Source organism: Pseudanabaena minima str. Chao 2107 (assembly GCF_051131155.1).
Classification (GTDB): Bacteria; Cyanobacteriota; Cyanobacteriia; order Pseudanabaenales; family Pseudanabaenaceae; genus Pseudanabaena; species Pseudanabaena minima.
The window spans coordinates 3,053,048-3,067,933 of record NZ_CP159508.1 but is presented as its reverse complement, the minus strand read 5'-3'; the positions used below and the strand labels follow the sequence as shown (position 1 = coordinate 3,067,933).

Here is a 14,886-nt window from a genome sequence, read left to right as displayed (position 1 = left end):
TATAAAAAGACTTTCTTTAGCTTAACCCACAGCGCTTTGTGCTCAAAACCAACCAAGAGATTTTTTGAAATTGTTGCAAAGCAGTCCTTTCAAAAAATCTCTTGGTTGGTTTGCTCGCTAATTGCTATAGCAAATAAAAAGCGGCGCATTGCGCCGCCTTTTATTCAATATCAAGCTTTAGACGTAAGCAGTCTGGAATCCCCACCAGAGCAGGAACCCGATCGCACTCAAAACTACAATGCTGGATAGCACGATTGATAAAGGGCTATCGGCATTTTCAAACTTCATGATGCCGCGATTAAAATCTGACATATAAGCAAAACCTAACTAGATGATTTAGATTATTTAAGCAAAACAGTTTAATTATCGCCTAACTCTGATGAAGATAGTGCAAAAGTAATTAAATTTCTGGGAATAGGCTCTCTAGGATAATAAATTACCTATGATTGAATGGCTTCGTATTTTTTGGTTACCATCTAAACCTATTGCCAAGTTAAAAGAATTACCCCAAGATGCTGGAGTGTATTACATCACAGCTTTATGGATTGTGTTGTACGTTGGTAAAGCAAAAAACTTACGCAATCGCTGGAAACCTGCCCATCATCGCTATCAACAATTTAAACTTCTCCATCCATTTGGAAGATTGCATTACAAAATTTTGACGACAGCTCAGATCCATTCCTATGAAAAAGCAGAAATTGCCCGATTTCGTCCTGCTTGGAATGGGACAGCCAGAGTAACTTTTTGGGATTTACTGTGTTTGTTTGTTGCGGTATGGGGGCGGGTAATCATTTATATTTCACTGTTGATGCTGGCGATCGCTACTCTTATTTATCTGCTATCTCAGTATTATTCGTAATTTTTGTAGTGGACTGTTTCATCTAAAATAGTGCAATAGATACGGTTATTCTTCTTGCTCAAATACTGGATAAAGATGTTTCAGTTTGACTCTGGCATCGCTTGTCGAAAACCTCCATATTACTTTGGATGCATTCTGATTTCGAGACTTTTGCCAAGCGTCTATCTCCTCTTTGAGTTTGTCCTTGCTAGGAATCCGTCTATCTAAACATTGTTTTGATAAGACACTCAATTCGGTTTCGGCTACATTCAACCAACTACCATTACGCGGCGTATGATAAATTTCTAGTCTTCTTGCTAAACGATGAGCTTCTGGTGCAGGAAATGCTTCATACAGCGAAGCTATATTATGGGTATTCAGATTATCACTGAGTAGCTTTACTTTTCGTGCATTCGGATAGTCCTCATCCAACAATTGACGTATTTCCTCAGCCCAATCTATCCTTGTTCGACTATCTCGGCTACTCACCCGTCTCCATCCTCGATGAGGGTCAACAAACATGAATAGGGCTTGAACACCTTCACGCTCATAGTGGTAGTCTTCTTTTTTATCTTGTCCAGGTTGCATCGCTATTGGTGGATAAACCTCTCCGAGTAGTTGCTTTGATGCTTCATCCATTGCAATCAACGGTTCTTCTTCGCATGGCTCCGTGCTATACAAGTCAAGGACGACTTCCATTTCTGCCACAAATCTTGCTAAATCTCTTTCGGGAATACAAAATCTCTGGGTTTTCCAAGGTCGTAATTCGTTTTTTTTAGAGTACGCCACACCGTTGATGCGGAAATTTCGGTAATAACTTGTCTTTGCTTGAGTTCTGACGTTAATAGTCTGATTGTCCACTCAGCACGTCCTTCTGGTGGGTCTGCACAACACAGAGCAATTATGTGGGCTTCGCTAGAGCCATCGACCTTGGGCGGTGTGGGGGGCGTTTTCCTTAATTGTCTCTCTAGTGCAGGTTTTTCACCTTTTTGCAGAAATCTTTGGCGAATTCGACCTACGGTGTTTCTATGCACCTGCAATGCTTCTGCTATTTCTTCATCAGTCCATGTTCTCTTGCTGTATTTTCCTTCATCACACATCAGTAAAATTCTGGCGTGCAAGATCTTTTTTGCAGGTGCATAGCCATTTCGACTAATTTGTTCTAAGTTTTCTCTATCCTCTACTGTTAAATAGACTTTATCTCGCCTTCCTCTTCCCATGATTAGGGCTCTCCAAACCAATATCTATTGCACTATTTTAGATGAAACAGTCCAGTAGGATGCTTTAGTGCAAAGTAACGCATCAATTTATTCATCAATTATTGAGTTACGCTATCGCTAAACCTATCCTAAATTTAATTCCAATAACTTTAAGTTATTGGAATATCGTGATCCTAAATGAGTTGTAAGATTTGGAGGGTTATGAGAGTAAGCCCCTTCAGGCGCACTCTCATAACCCCTTTAGGGTTGCTATATTGGAGTTTATGTTGCTAATACAGAGATCTTTAAAAATTCAATTTCGCGCAATTTGGACAAACATTTTATTAACTACACCGCCAAATTATGCCGATCGCTTGGAGCTTTTGACCAAATTAGTTGTTAATGACTCCTTGAACAATCTAGAAATAGCCAACGAAATTGATCTAACTATAGTGGTCATCGTCATTGGGGCATATTGGCATCAAGACTTACAGGAAGTACGATCTCGGATATTAGCATTACAATCCCAGAGCAATGCTGACATTCAGGAATTAGTGTTAGCCTATGCGATCGCCTTAGCCTGTCGAGATGATCTGCACCCGCGATCGTTTATTAGTCAGATTTGTCATGATTTCAATAACAGAAAATTGCTGAGCCGAGATCCAGTAGACCAAGACAGTTGCTTAAGGCAATTACAGCTTGCTCAAAAGTTTGTTGAACAAGGTGCAAGTATGATTACTTCCCACATTTCAAATAGTGGCTTATCTCAAGCGATCGCTAGTAGTTTGTACTATTTTCTGAGTACTCCTCACTGTTGGCACATAGTTAATCAACGGACACAAAGACATCCACTCATCAATCATCCTCAAGTCATTATTCAGTCAGGAGCGATCGCATCGGCTTATTTGGGTGAAATCGGAACCCCAGAACAGCAAAATCAGGAACTCCTGACTAGAGGCGTAATCTTTGGTGATCAGCTATGGGCGAAATGGGCTGGAGTTTTTAATAGTGATTTGCTGCCTATAGATGATCGCCTTCAGCCTCATTCACAATTTCTGTCTTAACTTTTTGATGTTAAATTAGATAATAAGTCAAGAGAAATTGATATATGCCACAACTAATTGGAATTTTGCTACTAATTGCCTATGTATTTGGTGTAGTGAAATTTTTGCTAGGTTTTCGCCGTACCGACTTTTCAGGTAATCAGATCGGGCTAGCATTGCTTTGGCCAGTCCTATTCGCTATGAATGGCAACTATCGCAAAAATTTTTTTAAAGCACTTAAAGGCTCCTAATGACTTGGTGGAAAAGACTCAGAGCCAATCCTTTAGCTTGGATTGGAATTACAATTTTAACGATTTTCTATGCAGCTGCTCTATTTGCTGATTTTGTAACTCCCTATGGTGTAAACGAATCAGCCAAAAATGGTGCATTACTACCACCCACCCAAATCCATTGGCGCGATCAGCAAGGACAATATATCGGCGCGCATGTCTACCCAACGACTCAGGGCAAAGTCGATATGGAAACAGGCGATCGCGCCCTAGTGGTTGACTATACTAAACCATCCCAAATTCAGCTTTTTCACGGTGGGCATCTGTTTAGCACTACTAGCACCGCCCAACTAAATCTACTTGGAACTGATGAGCAAGGACGAGATCAGTTGACCCGTTTATTGTATGGGGGCAGGATTAGCCTCCTAATTGGTTTTATTGGCACAATTATTTCCTATACAGTAGGCTGTCTCGTCGGTGGGATTTCTGGTTATGTTGGTGGTCGGCTTGATGTAGTTTTAATGCGCTTTGTTGAAATTCTGATGTCAGTCCCTTCAATTTATTTGTTAGTAGCATTAGCTGCAATTTTGCCTCCACAAATCAGTAATACTGAGCGATTCGCGTTAATTATTGCGATCATTTCATTTGTATCATGGGCAGGACTAGCAAGAATTATTCGAGGACAGGTATTATCCATAAAAGAACAGACTTTTATTTTGGCAGCTCGCTCATCAGGAGCAAGTCCATTCAGGATCATTGTCAACCATGTCTTACCACAAACCATTACATTTATTATTATCTCGGCAACCCTCGATATCCCCCGATTTATTGTTGTAGAAGCAGTTTTAAGTCTTGTGGGACTGGGTATTCAGCCTCCCGACCCCTCATGGGGTAATATGCTGTCTGTGTCTACAAATGCTTCGGTTGTAATTCTACAGCCTTGGCTAGTATGGGTTCCTGCAATAGCGATCGTATTGACGGTGCTATCATTTAATCTTCTGGGTGATAGTTTACGCGATGCTCTTGACCCAAAAAACATTAGGCAATAGACTTTTTAGAAAAAAATTTCCATTGGTCTTAAAATATGCTGCCAAAATGTTTGTGCAATTAGGTAGTATGAGACTAGGATTTAGGCTATTTTGTATTGTTTGTGACGGGTTTTTGCTCTTTCGTCATGTCAATCTGAAAGTCAGCATCAGCAAAATAGGAGTATATTCAGCGTGCAGTACTTAGCGGAACTTCAAAAAACTCAAGCAGCTTTTGGATTAGGTGGTAACTCGTCAGTCCGTCTACTAGCACGTAATACGGGTGAAAATGTTTGGCAGCCGATTACTAACGAGCAAGTCTTACCAGTTCAAGATTCGAGTCAGGCGAAAGATTTTAAAGATGGACAAATGATTATTGCTGAGGTGACTGGCAGTAATCAAGTACAAAGTATTCAAGATGCCTCTAAAAAAATTGTCAATATCTTGCAGGCTTTTTCGCGATCGCAAGACAAATATAAATCTGCTGAAGAAGAAGTCGAACAGTGGAAACAGTCTCTTAATTTTCAAAGTCAAGAGTTACACCGTCGCGAGCAGGAATTAGAACAAAAGGAGCTAGAGCTAGAACATCTTGAGTCAAGAAAGCTAGAAATTGAGGAGTTAGAATCCAAATTTGCTAAAGAGCGTAGTGAAATTGAGCAATTACGCAAAAATATTGAAGCAGAGCGTGGTCAGTTTGAAGCTAAAGCAGCAGCTCTAACTGTTGATCAAGCTGAGCATATTAAAACTCTAATTAGTCAACTATCGACAAGTTTTACAAATCCAGACTCTCTAAGAGATAGAATTCATAGTGCCGTTAATCTAATTAATCAGCGTCAAGAAATACTTACAGGGTTTTGGCAAAATTTAGATGGACTGAAAAATGAGGCGGAAAAACAAAAGGGAATTCTGAGTAAATCAACAGAAGAACTGAATGCCCGTAAAGCCCAATGGCAGCAGACTCAGGTTGCTCTTGCTGATGCCCAAGCGGAGCTTAAGGCTCAACGTGGCATCCTCAAGTTGCAAGAAAATAATATGGCTATGTCTAGGGTGCAGCTTGATGCTCAAATTGATCTCTATGAGCAAACATCTAATGCGATCGAGGCGTTTGGTGGACCGGGTAGCATGGAAGTACTTAGTCCAGAAGAAGAAAGTCGTTTACAATCAATGCCCATTGAAGAGCTAGAGTCAACGATTAAGGCTCTGCAAGCTGATTTTGATAAATTAGTAAACTATGTCAGCGCTCAAGAGGATGAGTTAGCTGGCTTAGAAGGTGAAATTGCTGATCTGCAAAGTCAGGTAGAAACATCTGATCAGTTTGCTCGAATTGAGCTAGAGAGTAACAAAGAATTTGCTGAGGAACAATATAAGCTACTTGAAGAAAGCGTTTCAGGTATGAGACGTAGTATGCAAGAGAGATTATCGGTACTAAATCAACAAAGGGCTATTTTGGATCGTCGTAAAGGAATCACGGTTGAGTCGAGTCCTGTCCAAAGTTTATTGCCTTTGCTAGCCCAAATTGAAGCTCAAAAAAATCGCCAAGAACAAGAGCTGCGGAAGATGGAAAGCCAAATTGAGGCAGTGAGAAATTATACGCAGCAGCAACAAGAGGTTCTAGGAAAGCAAACTCAGGAACATCAGCAACAAGAGCAAGCAATTCGTACTGCCGAAGCTCAACAACAAGATCGCATCAGAGTTGTAGCTGAGTTGTTAGGTCAAATTAGCGCTCAAGAGCAGCTTTTACGTCCTGTGCAGGACATTGTGGATACGTTACGTCCACAGTTAGAGGCTGCGGTTCAAGATTTGGGAGTTATGTCAAATGGTAATAACTCTTCTCAAGTTCTTACTGATTTACAATCAGTGATCCAGAGTTTAGTTTCTTCTTAAAACAGAAAAAAGAAAGGGTACGAAGTACCCTTTCTTTTTTTAGGAAAGACTAACTTTTTTAGTCTTCGATTTTGATTGAAAGGATTTTGTCACCACGACGGATTGCTTGAGCAACTTCGGTATCTTTGGTATAGCCAAAAGCTGCATATTGACCGTCTAAAAATGATGCATCACCAAGAGTGATGAAAAATTGACTGGTAGCACTATTGGGGTCATTAGTACGTGCCATTGAAAATACACCTGCCTTGTTGTGCTTAATGATTGGCTTTTTACCACCAGTCAAGATATTGCCAATAGTAGCTTCACTGTCACCTTCAGCCCAGATTTCCAACTTGATGCGATCGCCTGATCCACCAGTACCATTGCCAAGAGGATCGCCGCCTTGAATGACAAATCCTGGCTCAACACGGTGAAAAGTTAGCCCATCATAAAAACCATGTTTAGCTAGGTCTACGAAGTTTTTGACAGTGATTGGGGCATGTTGGTCGTCAAACTCAGCACGCATAGTTCCCTTAGCAGTCTCGATTACAGCACGGATCATAAATCAACTTACCTGAAAGTTTTTTAAATTTAAATCAGTTTAAAGTATACCCTTTGCTATCCAAGAATTGTGGTAGGGCATTGCTTCGCGCCACCCTACTAATTCTTGGGTGGCAAGGTAGTAGTAAGGACAATTCATGAATTGCCCTGCTTTTGTTTAGTATGATGGAGTGATAGATCGCTTTTGAGGATCACAGATATTTATGGATACCAATAATTTGCTTAAGCAGTTACTTATGCTTGGTGTCGGAACGACTTCGATTGTGCTAGAAAAAATAAAAGAAGCTAGTGAAGATTGGGTCAAAGATGGCAAAATCGATCCTGATCAGGCTTCAGAGATTTTTAATGATATTGCTGATCGCCTCAAGTCAGAGCAAGGAAATCTGGAATCATTAATTCAGCGACAAATCCGTAATGTGATGCAAGATTTGGGTGTACCACGTCAAAATGAAATGGATGAATTGCGTGGACGGATTGATCGCCTAGAGCGTCAGATGCGTGATTTAGAAAACAAACAGTGGCGCTAATAGCGGTGCTTTGCACCAAATGGGAACCCAATATTTTTGTTAAAAGTGTTACTTAGTAACACTTTTAACAAAAATATTGGGTTTTGGATTAATCCTAAAATGCTGTATATGGAAATTGATTAATGGAAGTTTCAGGGATTCTCTACTTGGTGGGAACGCCGATCGGTAATTTGGAGGATATGACTTTCAGAGCGATCGCTACTCTCAAACAAGTAGATTTAATTGCGGCTGAGGATACGCGACATACAGGTAAGCTATTACATCATTTTGGGATTGATACGCCACAAACCAGCTATCACGAGCATAATGCTTTTAAGCGCGTACCTGAGTTAGTTGAAAAGTTATTACAAGGTATGGCGATCGCTTTAGTTACAGATGCAGGGATGCCTGCGATTTCCGACCCTGGTGTAGAACTGGTACAAGGTTGTATTGCTGCGGGAATTAGAGTCGTACCGATTCCCGTTGTTACTGCTGGTATTGCCGCCTTAACAGCTTCAGGTTTTGCTACGCAGCATTTTGGATTTGATGGATTTTTACCAACTGATAAAAAGGAACGACGCGATCGCTTAGATCTTTTGCGACTGGAAACAAGAACGATGATTCTCTATGAAGCACCACATCGTTTATTACGCACATTGGAAGATTTAGCAGAAAGTTTGGGAAGAGCAAGACGTATCTCAGTTGCCAGAGAACTAACGAAACTCCATGAAGAATTCTGGCGTGGTTCCATAGAAAATGCGATCGCCTATTTTAGGATGCACTCACCGAAGGGAGAATTTACCCTAGTTTTAGAAGGAGCAGAACCTAGTGAAAAGCCTATATGGACTGAGGATGTGATTTTAAAAGAGTTACAAAATTTGATTGATGCAGGTATGTCGCGATCAGATGCAAGCCGTCAATTAGCAGAACTTGCTGACTTACCACGCCGCCAAATTTATCAGCTAGCGTTGACGCTACAAGAATAAACCAAGAACTCAAGTTCTTGGCTATAGCAATGTAAGTTTTGCTTAGGACATAAAACCCAAAAGATGAGTGGCGGCGCTTCGCGCCGCCACTCATCTTCTAGCTATCTCTTGCATTGCTATAAAAGCTCAAGTCTGTTAAAGCGGAATAAAGAATATTTTTCCGTAACCCGTTTCAACGGGTTTGAGCTTTTAGCTCGCACTTGAGTGCAGAGCTGCTTTATTTTCTGCGTCGTAAAAACACTAATAACTTCTCAAATCCTTCAGGTAAAGGCGCAATATTCTCAATTAATTCGCCTGAAACTGGATGGGTAAAAGTCAACTTCCATGCATGGAGGGCTTGCCCTGAGAGATATTGCGAAACCTCCTTGTTAGGGCTGCCATAGACAGGATCGCCCGCGATCGCCCAGCCCATATGTGCGGAATGGACACGAATTTGATGGGTGCGTCCTGTTCCCAAATCAAATTTAACAAGTGTGTAATTTCCTAAACGTTCCTTAATTTGCCAGTGAGTGACAGCTCTGCGTCCATTTTCCATTACTGCCATTTTTTTGCGATCGCTATGATGTCTGGCGATCGCTGCATCAATTACTCCAGAGTCACTTTTGGGAACTCCACGCACAATTCCTAAATACTCTCGTCGGGCTGTTTTTGCTTGGATTTGTGTTTGTAAATCTTGATGAGCGAGATCGCTTTTAGCTACTACCATTGCGCCGCTAGTATCCTTATCTAAACGATGCACAATGCCTGGACGTTGAGTTCCATTTATTCCTGAAAGTTCTTTACAATGGGCTAAAAGTGCATTAACTAAGGTTCCATCACTATGTCCTGCCGCAGGATGGACTACTAACCCCGCAGGTTTGTTAATTACAATTAAATGCTCATCTTCGTAAAGGATATCTAAAGGAATTTCTTGCGCGACTAAATCAAGGGGTGTTGATGCTGGAGTGATTAACTGAATGCGATCACCTGCTTTAATTAAATCCTTTTTGTTATTACACAGAGAATTATTAACGGTGACATAGCCCTCCTCAATTAATGATTGAATCCGCGATCGCGATAAGTTAGTGAGTTGATTTGCTAAAAAACGATCAATTCGCTCAGATTTAGCTAAATCCGCCGTAACTTCAATCAAGTTAATATTATTCGCTGTAGGGATTATCTCTAAGTTCATCGCAAATTTGACTGTAAGGCAAAGAAACAGAGACTTGGGTTTGGAAATCAAACCCCTACATTTTTAGATGGGTAGGGGGGGTCTCCAAACCCTCTTTGAATAGGATATGGCAAGACCAGAAAAATTCTTGTTCTACATAACATAAATTGTTTAAAAAGGGCTTGTTAAGTGGGGCTTAGCCCCACTTAACAAGCCCTTTTTGACGATTGCTTAGATAATTAATTATGAAATTAATTTTGAAAAACAGCGAAGGGGAGAGCCGCAGCGATCGCTTTGGGCATTGCTCCAGTCAAAGTTTTAACTGCCATATTCCATAATTTCGCAGGTTCTAGGTCAGCACCGATCATTTGCCAGATTCGCATTAACTCCTCAGTGTGCAAACGATTGTCCTCAGTGAGAGCTAGCAATATGCGGCGGCGGATATATTCGCCATCTTTGGAAGCTAGGAACTTGAAGCCCATGCTGGCAGTAGGAATGATGTCAAACTGACCATCGGATTTAGCGATCGCTAATAAATTCTCTAACCTTGACCATTGGAATTTATCGTCCTTAAAGAGAATTTCCAGTAGCCGTTGACGCAGACTGTCTGACTCATCGGTGAGTAATCGTCTTGCCACATAGGGATAGGCGACCTGCACGATCCGAAATTCTGGATTGAGACTAAGAGCCACACCTTCTTGAGTGATCACAGAGCGAATAATCAGTGCAAATTTAGCAGGTAAACAGAAAGGATAGTCATACATCACCTTCGAGAAGCGATCGGTGACAACTTTAAAGTTGAAGTCCTTCACTTTCTCAGACATGATATCGCCCAATACTGATTCCAGCGCATTCACAATTGGCTTCATCTCGATGTCTGGCTGCAAGAACCCAAGTCTCACATAGTCCTGTCCAAGCTCATCGTAGTCTTTATTTAGTAAGTGAACTACCGAATCAACTAACTGCTCTTTGGTTTGTAGATCCAATTGATCCATCATCCCAAAGTCGATATAAGCCATCTTGCCATCGTAGGTGGCAAAAAGATTTCCTGGGTGAGGATCGGCGTGGAAAAAGCCAAATTCAAGGAGTTGGCGTAAACCAGACATGACACCGATTCTCACAAGATTGTCGGTATTCAAGCCAGCCGATTTAATTTGTTCGATCTCATTAAGCTTGATGCCATTAATCCATTCCAAGGTGAGAACACGATGGGTACTGTATTGACGATAGATAGATGGCACTTTAACATCAGGATCATTTTTGAAGTAACCAGCAAAGCGCTCAGCATTGGTGGCTTCATGAGCATAGTCAATTTCTTCAAATAATTTCAAGCCGAACTCATCAACGATCGCCACCAGACTATTTCCTAGGTTAAGTGGCAAGATTGGACCTAGCCAACCAGCAATCCAACGCATCAGGTAGAGGTCGAGGGTCAGGGTGGGAATTAGTGATGGTCGTTGCACCTTGACTGCTACTTCTTCACCTGAATATAAGGTTGCCTTGTAAACCTGACCTAAACTTGCGGCAGCGATCGGATCTTCAGAAATATTGCGGTAAATCGTATTAACAGGTTTACCTAGCTCTGACTCAATGATCGCAAAGGCTTCGGCGTTAGAAAATGGTGGTAACTGGTCTTGAAGTCTGGTTAGTTCCTCCAAGAAATCAACCCGAACTAAGTCGGGACGTGTTGATAAAGCTTGTCCAACTTTGATATAGGTTGGACCAAGGGCTGTAATAATGCGTCGTAACTGCTCGGCGAGTTTAGGTTGGTTCACTGTGTTACCAGTCAAGACATCCCAGCCAAAAGCTAGCCCAAAACTGATTGCAAAATAAATTATTTTAAAAATCCGACTAATCGCTAACCAAGGACGACGACCGTAATATGCGGCATTGGCTTTGGCATCGTAGCGATTTAGCTGCTCAAGAGGATGCTGACTCACGCTGATAATTACCGTTTTTTATATCCCATTAATCTATCAGTATACAAAACTACATAATACAGTGGTAATAATTTTTAAATAGTTACTTTAAATAGTTACAATGTCTTGCACTTTCTTCAAACCCAAGGAATTTTTTAAAAGGCTTGCTTAGCGAGCCTTTTAAAAAATTCCTTGGACTATAAAACCTGCGAGTAAAGTTGCGGCGCTGTGCGACGCAACTTTACTCGCAGGACTCACAACTGGGACGCGCTACGAGATTTTCGTATGGCTCGATCGCAAAAGGCTGTTCAGGATTTGCTAGTAAATGGTGATCGCATAAATCAAAAAGTTCTTGTTTTGACTGTACTAAGCGCATTCCTGCTAAAAACTTGCCTTCGGGATCGATGCCAGTGCCAATAAAATTCAAGAACTTCTTCAAACTATTCACATGGGATTTTTCTCTAAGTGTGTCTTGGCAAGTAATCGTAAATAAATGCTGAATATATTTATGCACATCGGCAAGGGTAATTACTTGGATGAGCTTCCCAGCAAAGCGATCACGTATTTGTTGAAAAATCCAAGGATTGCGAATCGCCGATCGCCCAATCATTACACCTGCTGCACCTGTCTCTTGGAGAACCTGTTCGGCTTTGAGGTAGGAAGTAATATTGCCATTAGCTAGTACAGGGCAATTCACGGTTTGTACGGCTTGACGGATTAAGTCATAATGCACTTCGCCTCGATATAACTCCTTGACGGTGCGACCATGCAAGCTAAGGAGATCAATTTGGTATTGATTAATTAAATTTAAAAGTTTTTCAAAATTATCAGTTGAGTCAAACCCCACGCGCATTTTTACGGTGAAAAGTCCCGAAATTGTCGATCGCATAGCCTCAAAAATTCTCTCGATGGTTTCAGGTTCGCGCAATAATCCACCACCAACATTCTTGCGATAGACACGCGGCGCAGGACAGCCCAAATTTAGATCGATTCCCGCGATCGGATATTTAGTAAGCTGCTTAGCAATTCGCAATATATCAGGAATACTTTCACCAATTAATTGAGCAAATACAGGTCTTCCCGTTGTATTGAGAGTAATTGACCTAAGAATTTTCTTATCGATATTGGAATTAGCATAGACTCGGAAATATTCTGTCACATAATAATCAGGACAGCCATAGGCGCTTAACATCTGCATAAAAGCGAGATCGGTTACATCCTGCATTGGCGCAAGGGCAGTCAGTGGTTGTCCAGATAAAATTGGTGGTGGTAAAGTTTCTGGCAAAGTGGCTAACTATAATTGTGAACTGTGCTGTACAAAGCAAGATTCACAATTATAACAATCCCTATGAGCGATCGCCCCACTCAATACAACAGCAAAGATGAGAATAAATCCTCTGAGTATAAACAGGGATCGCTCTTTAGTGAAGGAATTCAGCGGACTTCACTAGTCTATGACAGTAGTTCGAGTTATGAAATGGGAAGTCAGTCATTACAGGTATGGAAACAGGCGATCGCGAAGTATCAGAATTCCATCGCCACAATGATCCCCGCAGTTCAAACCACTCTATTTGACATGCCGTCTAGTCACTGCGATCCCCATGCGATTAATCCATTTTCCTTACCAATTCAGCCTGCAGAATTCTATCGCTTACCCAGTCGTGACAGTGACGATGCTTGCATATACTTTGTGATCGATCTCACCTGCGATACGCAATCACCCGTGTTACTGTATATAGGTGAGACATGTCGTTCTCATAAGCGCTGGAAAGGAATGCATGACTGCAAACGGTATCTACTTAATTACCGCGAACTGCATAACACCCACAATCTGCCAATACAAGTTGTTATGACATTTTGGTGGAATGCTCCCTCAGTCACTCGTCCTCGGCAGCAGCTAGAACGGATCTTGATCGAGAAATGGCGATCGCCATTTAATAAGGAAAACTGGAGATTTTGGGGAACTCCTTTTATGAATTAGAGCGTCTGTGATTCTGTAATTACACACCTCTCTGTAATGTTTCATATAGCCTTGAACACCGCCTTCTATATATTCTTTATCTAAAAACACTAAGATTATTATGTCTTCTCAAAATCTGAACCCTAACCATGATGTGAATGAATTATGGTTTGCGAAATTTTTTATTGGCAGCATGGTAGCGATCGCTCTTTTGACCGTAGTTTTGTCTTTCTTGCCTTCGTCTCCAGCATTACGCAACTCACCACAAATTAAAAATTCATTGTTGAAATTGCAAGCCATTTCTGTTGTTGTTTAACTTTTGAGGGTTACAACTTAATTTTCTTTAACCTTTAAAAAAACAGCTTCAGTTTGTTCAGCAAGTTTTTCCCAAGCAAAGCGCTCTCTGAGTTCTGCTTGAGCATTTTGGACTAACGTTTGTGCGTACTCAGGATTTTGTAAAACCTCGATAATCCCTTCTGCTAAGGAATCAGCATCATTAACTCGTGTCACTATGCCTGTAATTTTATGACGGACTACTTCTGGTAATCCGCCCGTATCAGAAACTACGAGCGGAATCTTGGCGGCAAAGCTCTCAAGAGCTACAATCCCAAATGGCTCATACAAGCTAGGAAACACTGCACAATTAGCAACCTTCTGAAATTTCCAAAAGTCAGCATCTGCCATAAAGCCAGTAAATAAAACTTTGTGGTAGATCCCCAGATCCCAAGCTTGACGTTGTAGCAAAATCGAGTAAGCATCGCCAGTGCCGATAATTACTAGCCGTACTTGATCATTCATCGCTGCAATCACCTTGGGCATAGCATTAAGCAAGATGTAAATGCCTTTTTCATAGGTAATTCGACCTACAAAATAGATGATCGCCTCATCAGGTTTGGCATATTGCGCTCGAAGATCTTCAAAATCATGCTGATGCTCCGCAGTGATATTTTGCCAACGCTCAACACTTAGCCCGTTATAAACCACATCAGTTTTTTCGGCAGGACAATCGAGCGCTCGTTGTAATTCGCCGCGCATATATTCGGAGCAGACAATCACTCGTTGGGATGCTTGAGTTAAGAGCAACTCCCTATGGTGAATATATCTTTGTGTATCGTTGTGAATCCCATTGCAGCGTCCATATTCTGTAGCATGGATCGTCGTAACTAGTGGAATCTGAAATTCGTTAGTAATGGCGATCGCCGTTTCTTCAACCAACCAGTCATGGGCATGGAGCAAATCCATAGAATTAAATGCCAAGAACTCTCTCGCGAAGTTCAGCATGTTTACATTCATTTGCCCAACCCATTGGAAAAAGTCGTTATTAGCTCCAACAGGGATGCGGTATACATGAATGCCATCAACTATCCCTTCTACTAGTTCATTTTCGATAGCGACAGTGATTAGATGTACCTCATGACCGCGCTTAACAATTTCAGGATATAGCTCTGCTACATGGCGAGAAATTCCTCCAATGATGCGTGGTGGAAATTCCCAAGCTAGAGCGAGAATACGCATGATATTTGAGTGATATTTATATTAATAAAAACGGCGGTTAAGAAAAGAATAAGAACTAAGTAATTAAGCTTAACTAACTATAGCAATTATG

At 41.3% G+C, this 14,886-nt stretch carries 16 protein-coding genes; 9 read left to right on the top strand and 7 right to left on the bottom strand.

The window, feature by feature from the left end; translation table 11 throughout:
- Positions 1-177: 177 nt before the first annotated feature.
- The gene (locus tag ABM313_RS13905; RefSeq protein WP_271254026.1) at positions 178-312 is read right to left on the bottom strand and encodes a hypothetical protein; all 135 of its coding nucleotides are present in this window, start codon (positions 310-312) and stop codon (positions 178-180) included.
- Between the two features lie 130 nt (positions 313-442).
- On the opposite strand from ABM313_RS13905, the gene ABM313_RS13900 reads away from it, so the two are divergent.
- Positions 443-859 (top strand): GIY-YIG nuclease family protein, encoded by a 417-nt coding sequence (locus ABM313_RS13900; protein WP_434683793.1) that lies wholly within the window; start codon positions 443-445, stop codon positions 857-859.
- A 45-nt stretch (positions 860-904) separates the two neighbouring features.
- Here ABM313_RS13900 and ABM313_RS13895 read toward each other — a convergent pair.
- Positions 905-2,058 (bottom strand): IS630 family transposase gene (locus tag ABM313_RS13895; RefSeq protein ID WP_434683792.1). Its coding sequence is split into 2 segments (ribosomal slippage): positions 905-1,617 and positions 1,617-2,058, totalling 1,155 coding nucleotides; the frame shifts between segments, so codons are not numbered across the junction.
- A gap of 263 nt (positions 2,059-2,321) precedes the next feature.
- On the opposite strand from ABM313_RS13895, the gene ABM313_RS13890 reads away from it, so the two are divergent.
- The 4 genes from ABM313_RS13890 to hmpF all read left to right on the top strand — a co-directional run bounded on the left by ABM313_RS13890 (position 2,322) and on the right by hmpF (position 6,219).
- Positions 2,322-3,101 (top strand): hypothetical protein, encoded by a 780-nt coding sequence (locus ABM313_RS13890; protein ID WP_434683791.1) that lies wholly within the window; start codon positions 2,322-2,324, stop codon positions 3,099-3,101.
- 44 nt (positions 3,102-3,145) lie between these two features.
- The gene (locus tag ABM313_RS13885; RefSeq protein ID WP_281005472.1) at positions 3,146-3,331 is read left to right on the top strand and encodes a hypothetical protein; all 186 of its coding nucleotides are present in this window, start codon (positions 3,146-3,148) and stop codon (positions 3,329-3,331) included.
- The gene (locus tag ABM313_RS13880; RefSeq protein WP_434683790.1) at positions 3,331-4,359 is read left to right on the top strand and encodes an ABC transporter permease; all 1,029 of its coding nucleotides are present in this window, start codon (positions 3,331-3,333) and stop codon (positions 4,357-4,359) included. The genes ABM313_RS13885 and ABM313_RS13880 overlap by 1 nt, the downstream gene beginning before the upstream one ends.
- Before the next feature lie 171 nt (positions 4,360-4,530).
- Positions 4,531-6,219: a pilus motility taxis protein HmpF gene (hmpF, locus tag ABM313_RS13875; protein WP_434683789.1), complete on the top strand. Its 1,689-nt coding sequence runs from the start codon at positions 4,531-4,533 to the stop codon at positions 6,217-6,219.
- Between the two features lie 58 nt (positions 6,220-6,277).
- On the opposite strand, the gene ABM313_RS13870 is transcribed toward hmpF, so the two are convergent.
- Positions 6,278-6,760 (bottom strand): peptidylprolyl isomerase, encoded by a 483-nt coding sequence (locus ABM313_RS13870; RefSeq protein WP_434683788.1) that lies wholly within the window; start codon positions 6,758-6,760, stop codon positions 6,278-6,280.
- A gap of 202 nt (positions 6,761-6,962) precedes the next feature.
- Here ABM313_RS13870 and ABM313_RS13865 point away from each other — a divergent pair, with 202 nt between their 5' ends.
- On the top strand, positions 6,963-7,286 hold the full coding sequence (locus tag ABM313_RS13865) for a phasin family protein (protein ID WP_094535806.1): 324 nt from the start codon (positions 6,963-6,965) through the stop codon (positions 7,284-7,286).
- A 122-nt stretch (positions 7,287-7,408) separates the two neighbouring features.
- Positions 7,409-8,251, top strand: a complete 843-nt coding sequence (gene rsmI, locus ABM313_RS13860) for a 16S rRNA (cytidine(1402)-2'-O)-methyltransferase (RefSeq protein ID WP_434683787.1) — start codon at positions 7,409-7,411, stop codon at positions 8,249-8,251.
- A gap of 217 nt (positions 8,252-8,468) precedes the next feature.
- Here the strand turns inward: rsmI and ABM313_RS13855 are convergent, their stop codons facing one another.
- The 3 genes from ABM313_RS13855 to ABM313_RS13845 all read right to left on the bottom strand — a co-directional run bounded on the left by ABM313_RS13855 (position 8,469) and on the right by ABM313_RS13845 (position 12,545).
- Positions 8,469-9,422, bottom strand: coding sequence for an RluA family pseudouridine synthase (locus ABM313_RS13855; RefSeq protein ID WP_434683786.1), 954 nt, complete (start codon positions 9,420-9,422; stop codon positions 8,469-8,471).
- 230 nt (positions 9,423-9,652) lie between these two features.
- Entirely contained in the window at positions 9,653-11,341 is a 1,689-nt protein-coding gene (locus ABM313_RS13850; protein ID WP_434683785.1) for an ABC1 kinase family protein, read from the bottom strand.
- Between the two features lie 220 nt (positions 11,342-11,561).
- On the bottom strand, positions 11,562-12,545 hold the full coding sequence (locus tag ABM313_RS13845; RefSeq protein WP_434688476.1) for a tRNA dihydrouridine synthase: 984 nt from the start codon (positions 12,543-12,545) through the stop codon (positions 11,562-11,564).
- A gap of 123 nt (positions 12,546-12,668) precedes the next feature.
- Between ABM313_RS13845 and ABM313_RS13840 the strand changes: the two genes are divergently transcribed.
- Both ABM313_RS13840 and ABM313_RS13835 read left to right on the top strand, forming a co-directional pair.
- Entirely contained in the window at positions 12,669-13,301 is a 633-nt protein-coding gene (locus ABM313_RS13840) for a GIY-YIG nuclease family protein (protein ID WP_434683784.1), read from the top strand.
- A 100-nt stretch (positions 13,302-13,401) separates the two neighbouring features.
- On the top strand, positions 13,402-13,596 hold the full coding sequence (locus ABM313_RS13835; RefSeq protein ID WP_434683783.1) for a hypothetical protein: 195 nt from the start codon (positions 13,402-13,404) through the stop codon (positions 13,594-13,596).
- A gap of 17 nt (positions 13,597-13,613) precedes the next feature.
- Here the strand turns inward: ABM313_RS13835 and ABM313_RS13830 are convergent, their stop codons facing one another.
- Positions 13,614-14,795, bottom strand: a complete 1,182-nt coding sequence (locus tag ABM313_RS13830; protein WP_434683782.1) for a glycosyltransferase family 4 protein — start codon at positions 14,793-14,795, stop codon at positions 13,614-13,616.
- Positions 14,796-14,886 lie beyond the last annotated feature (91 nt).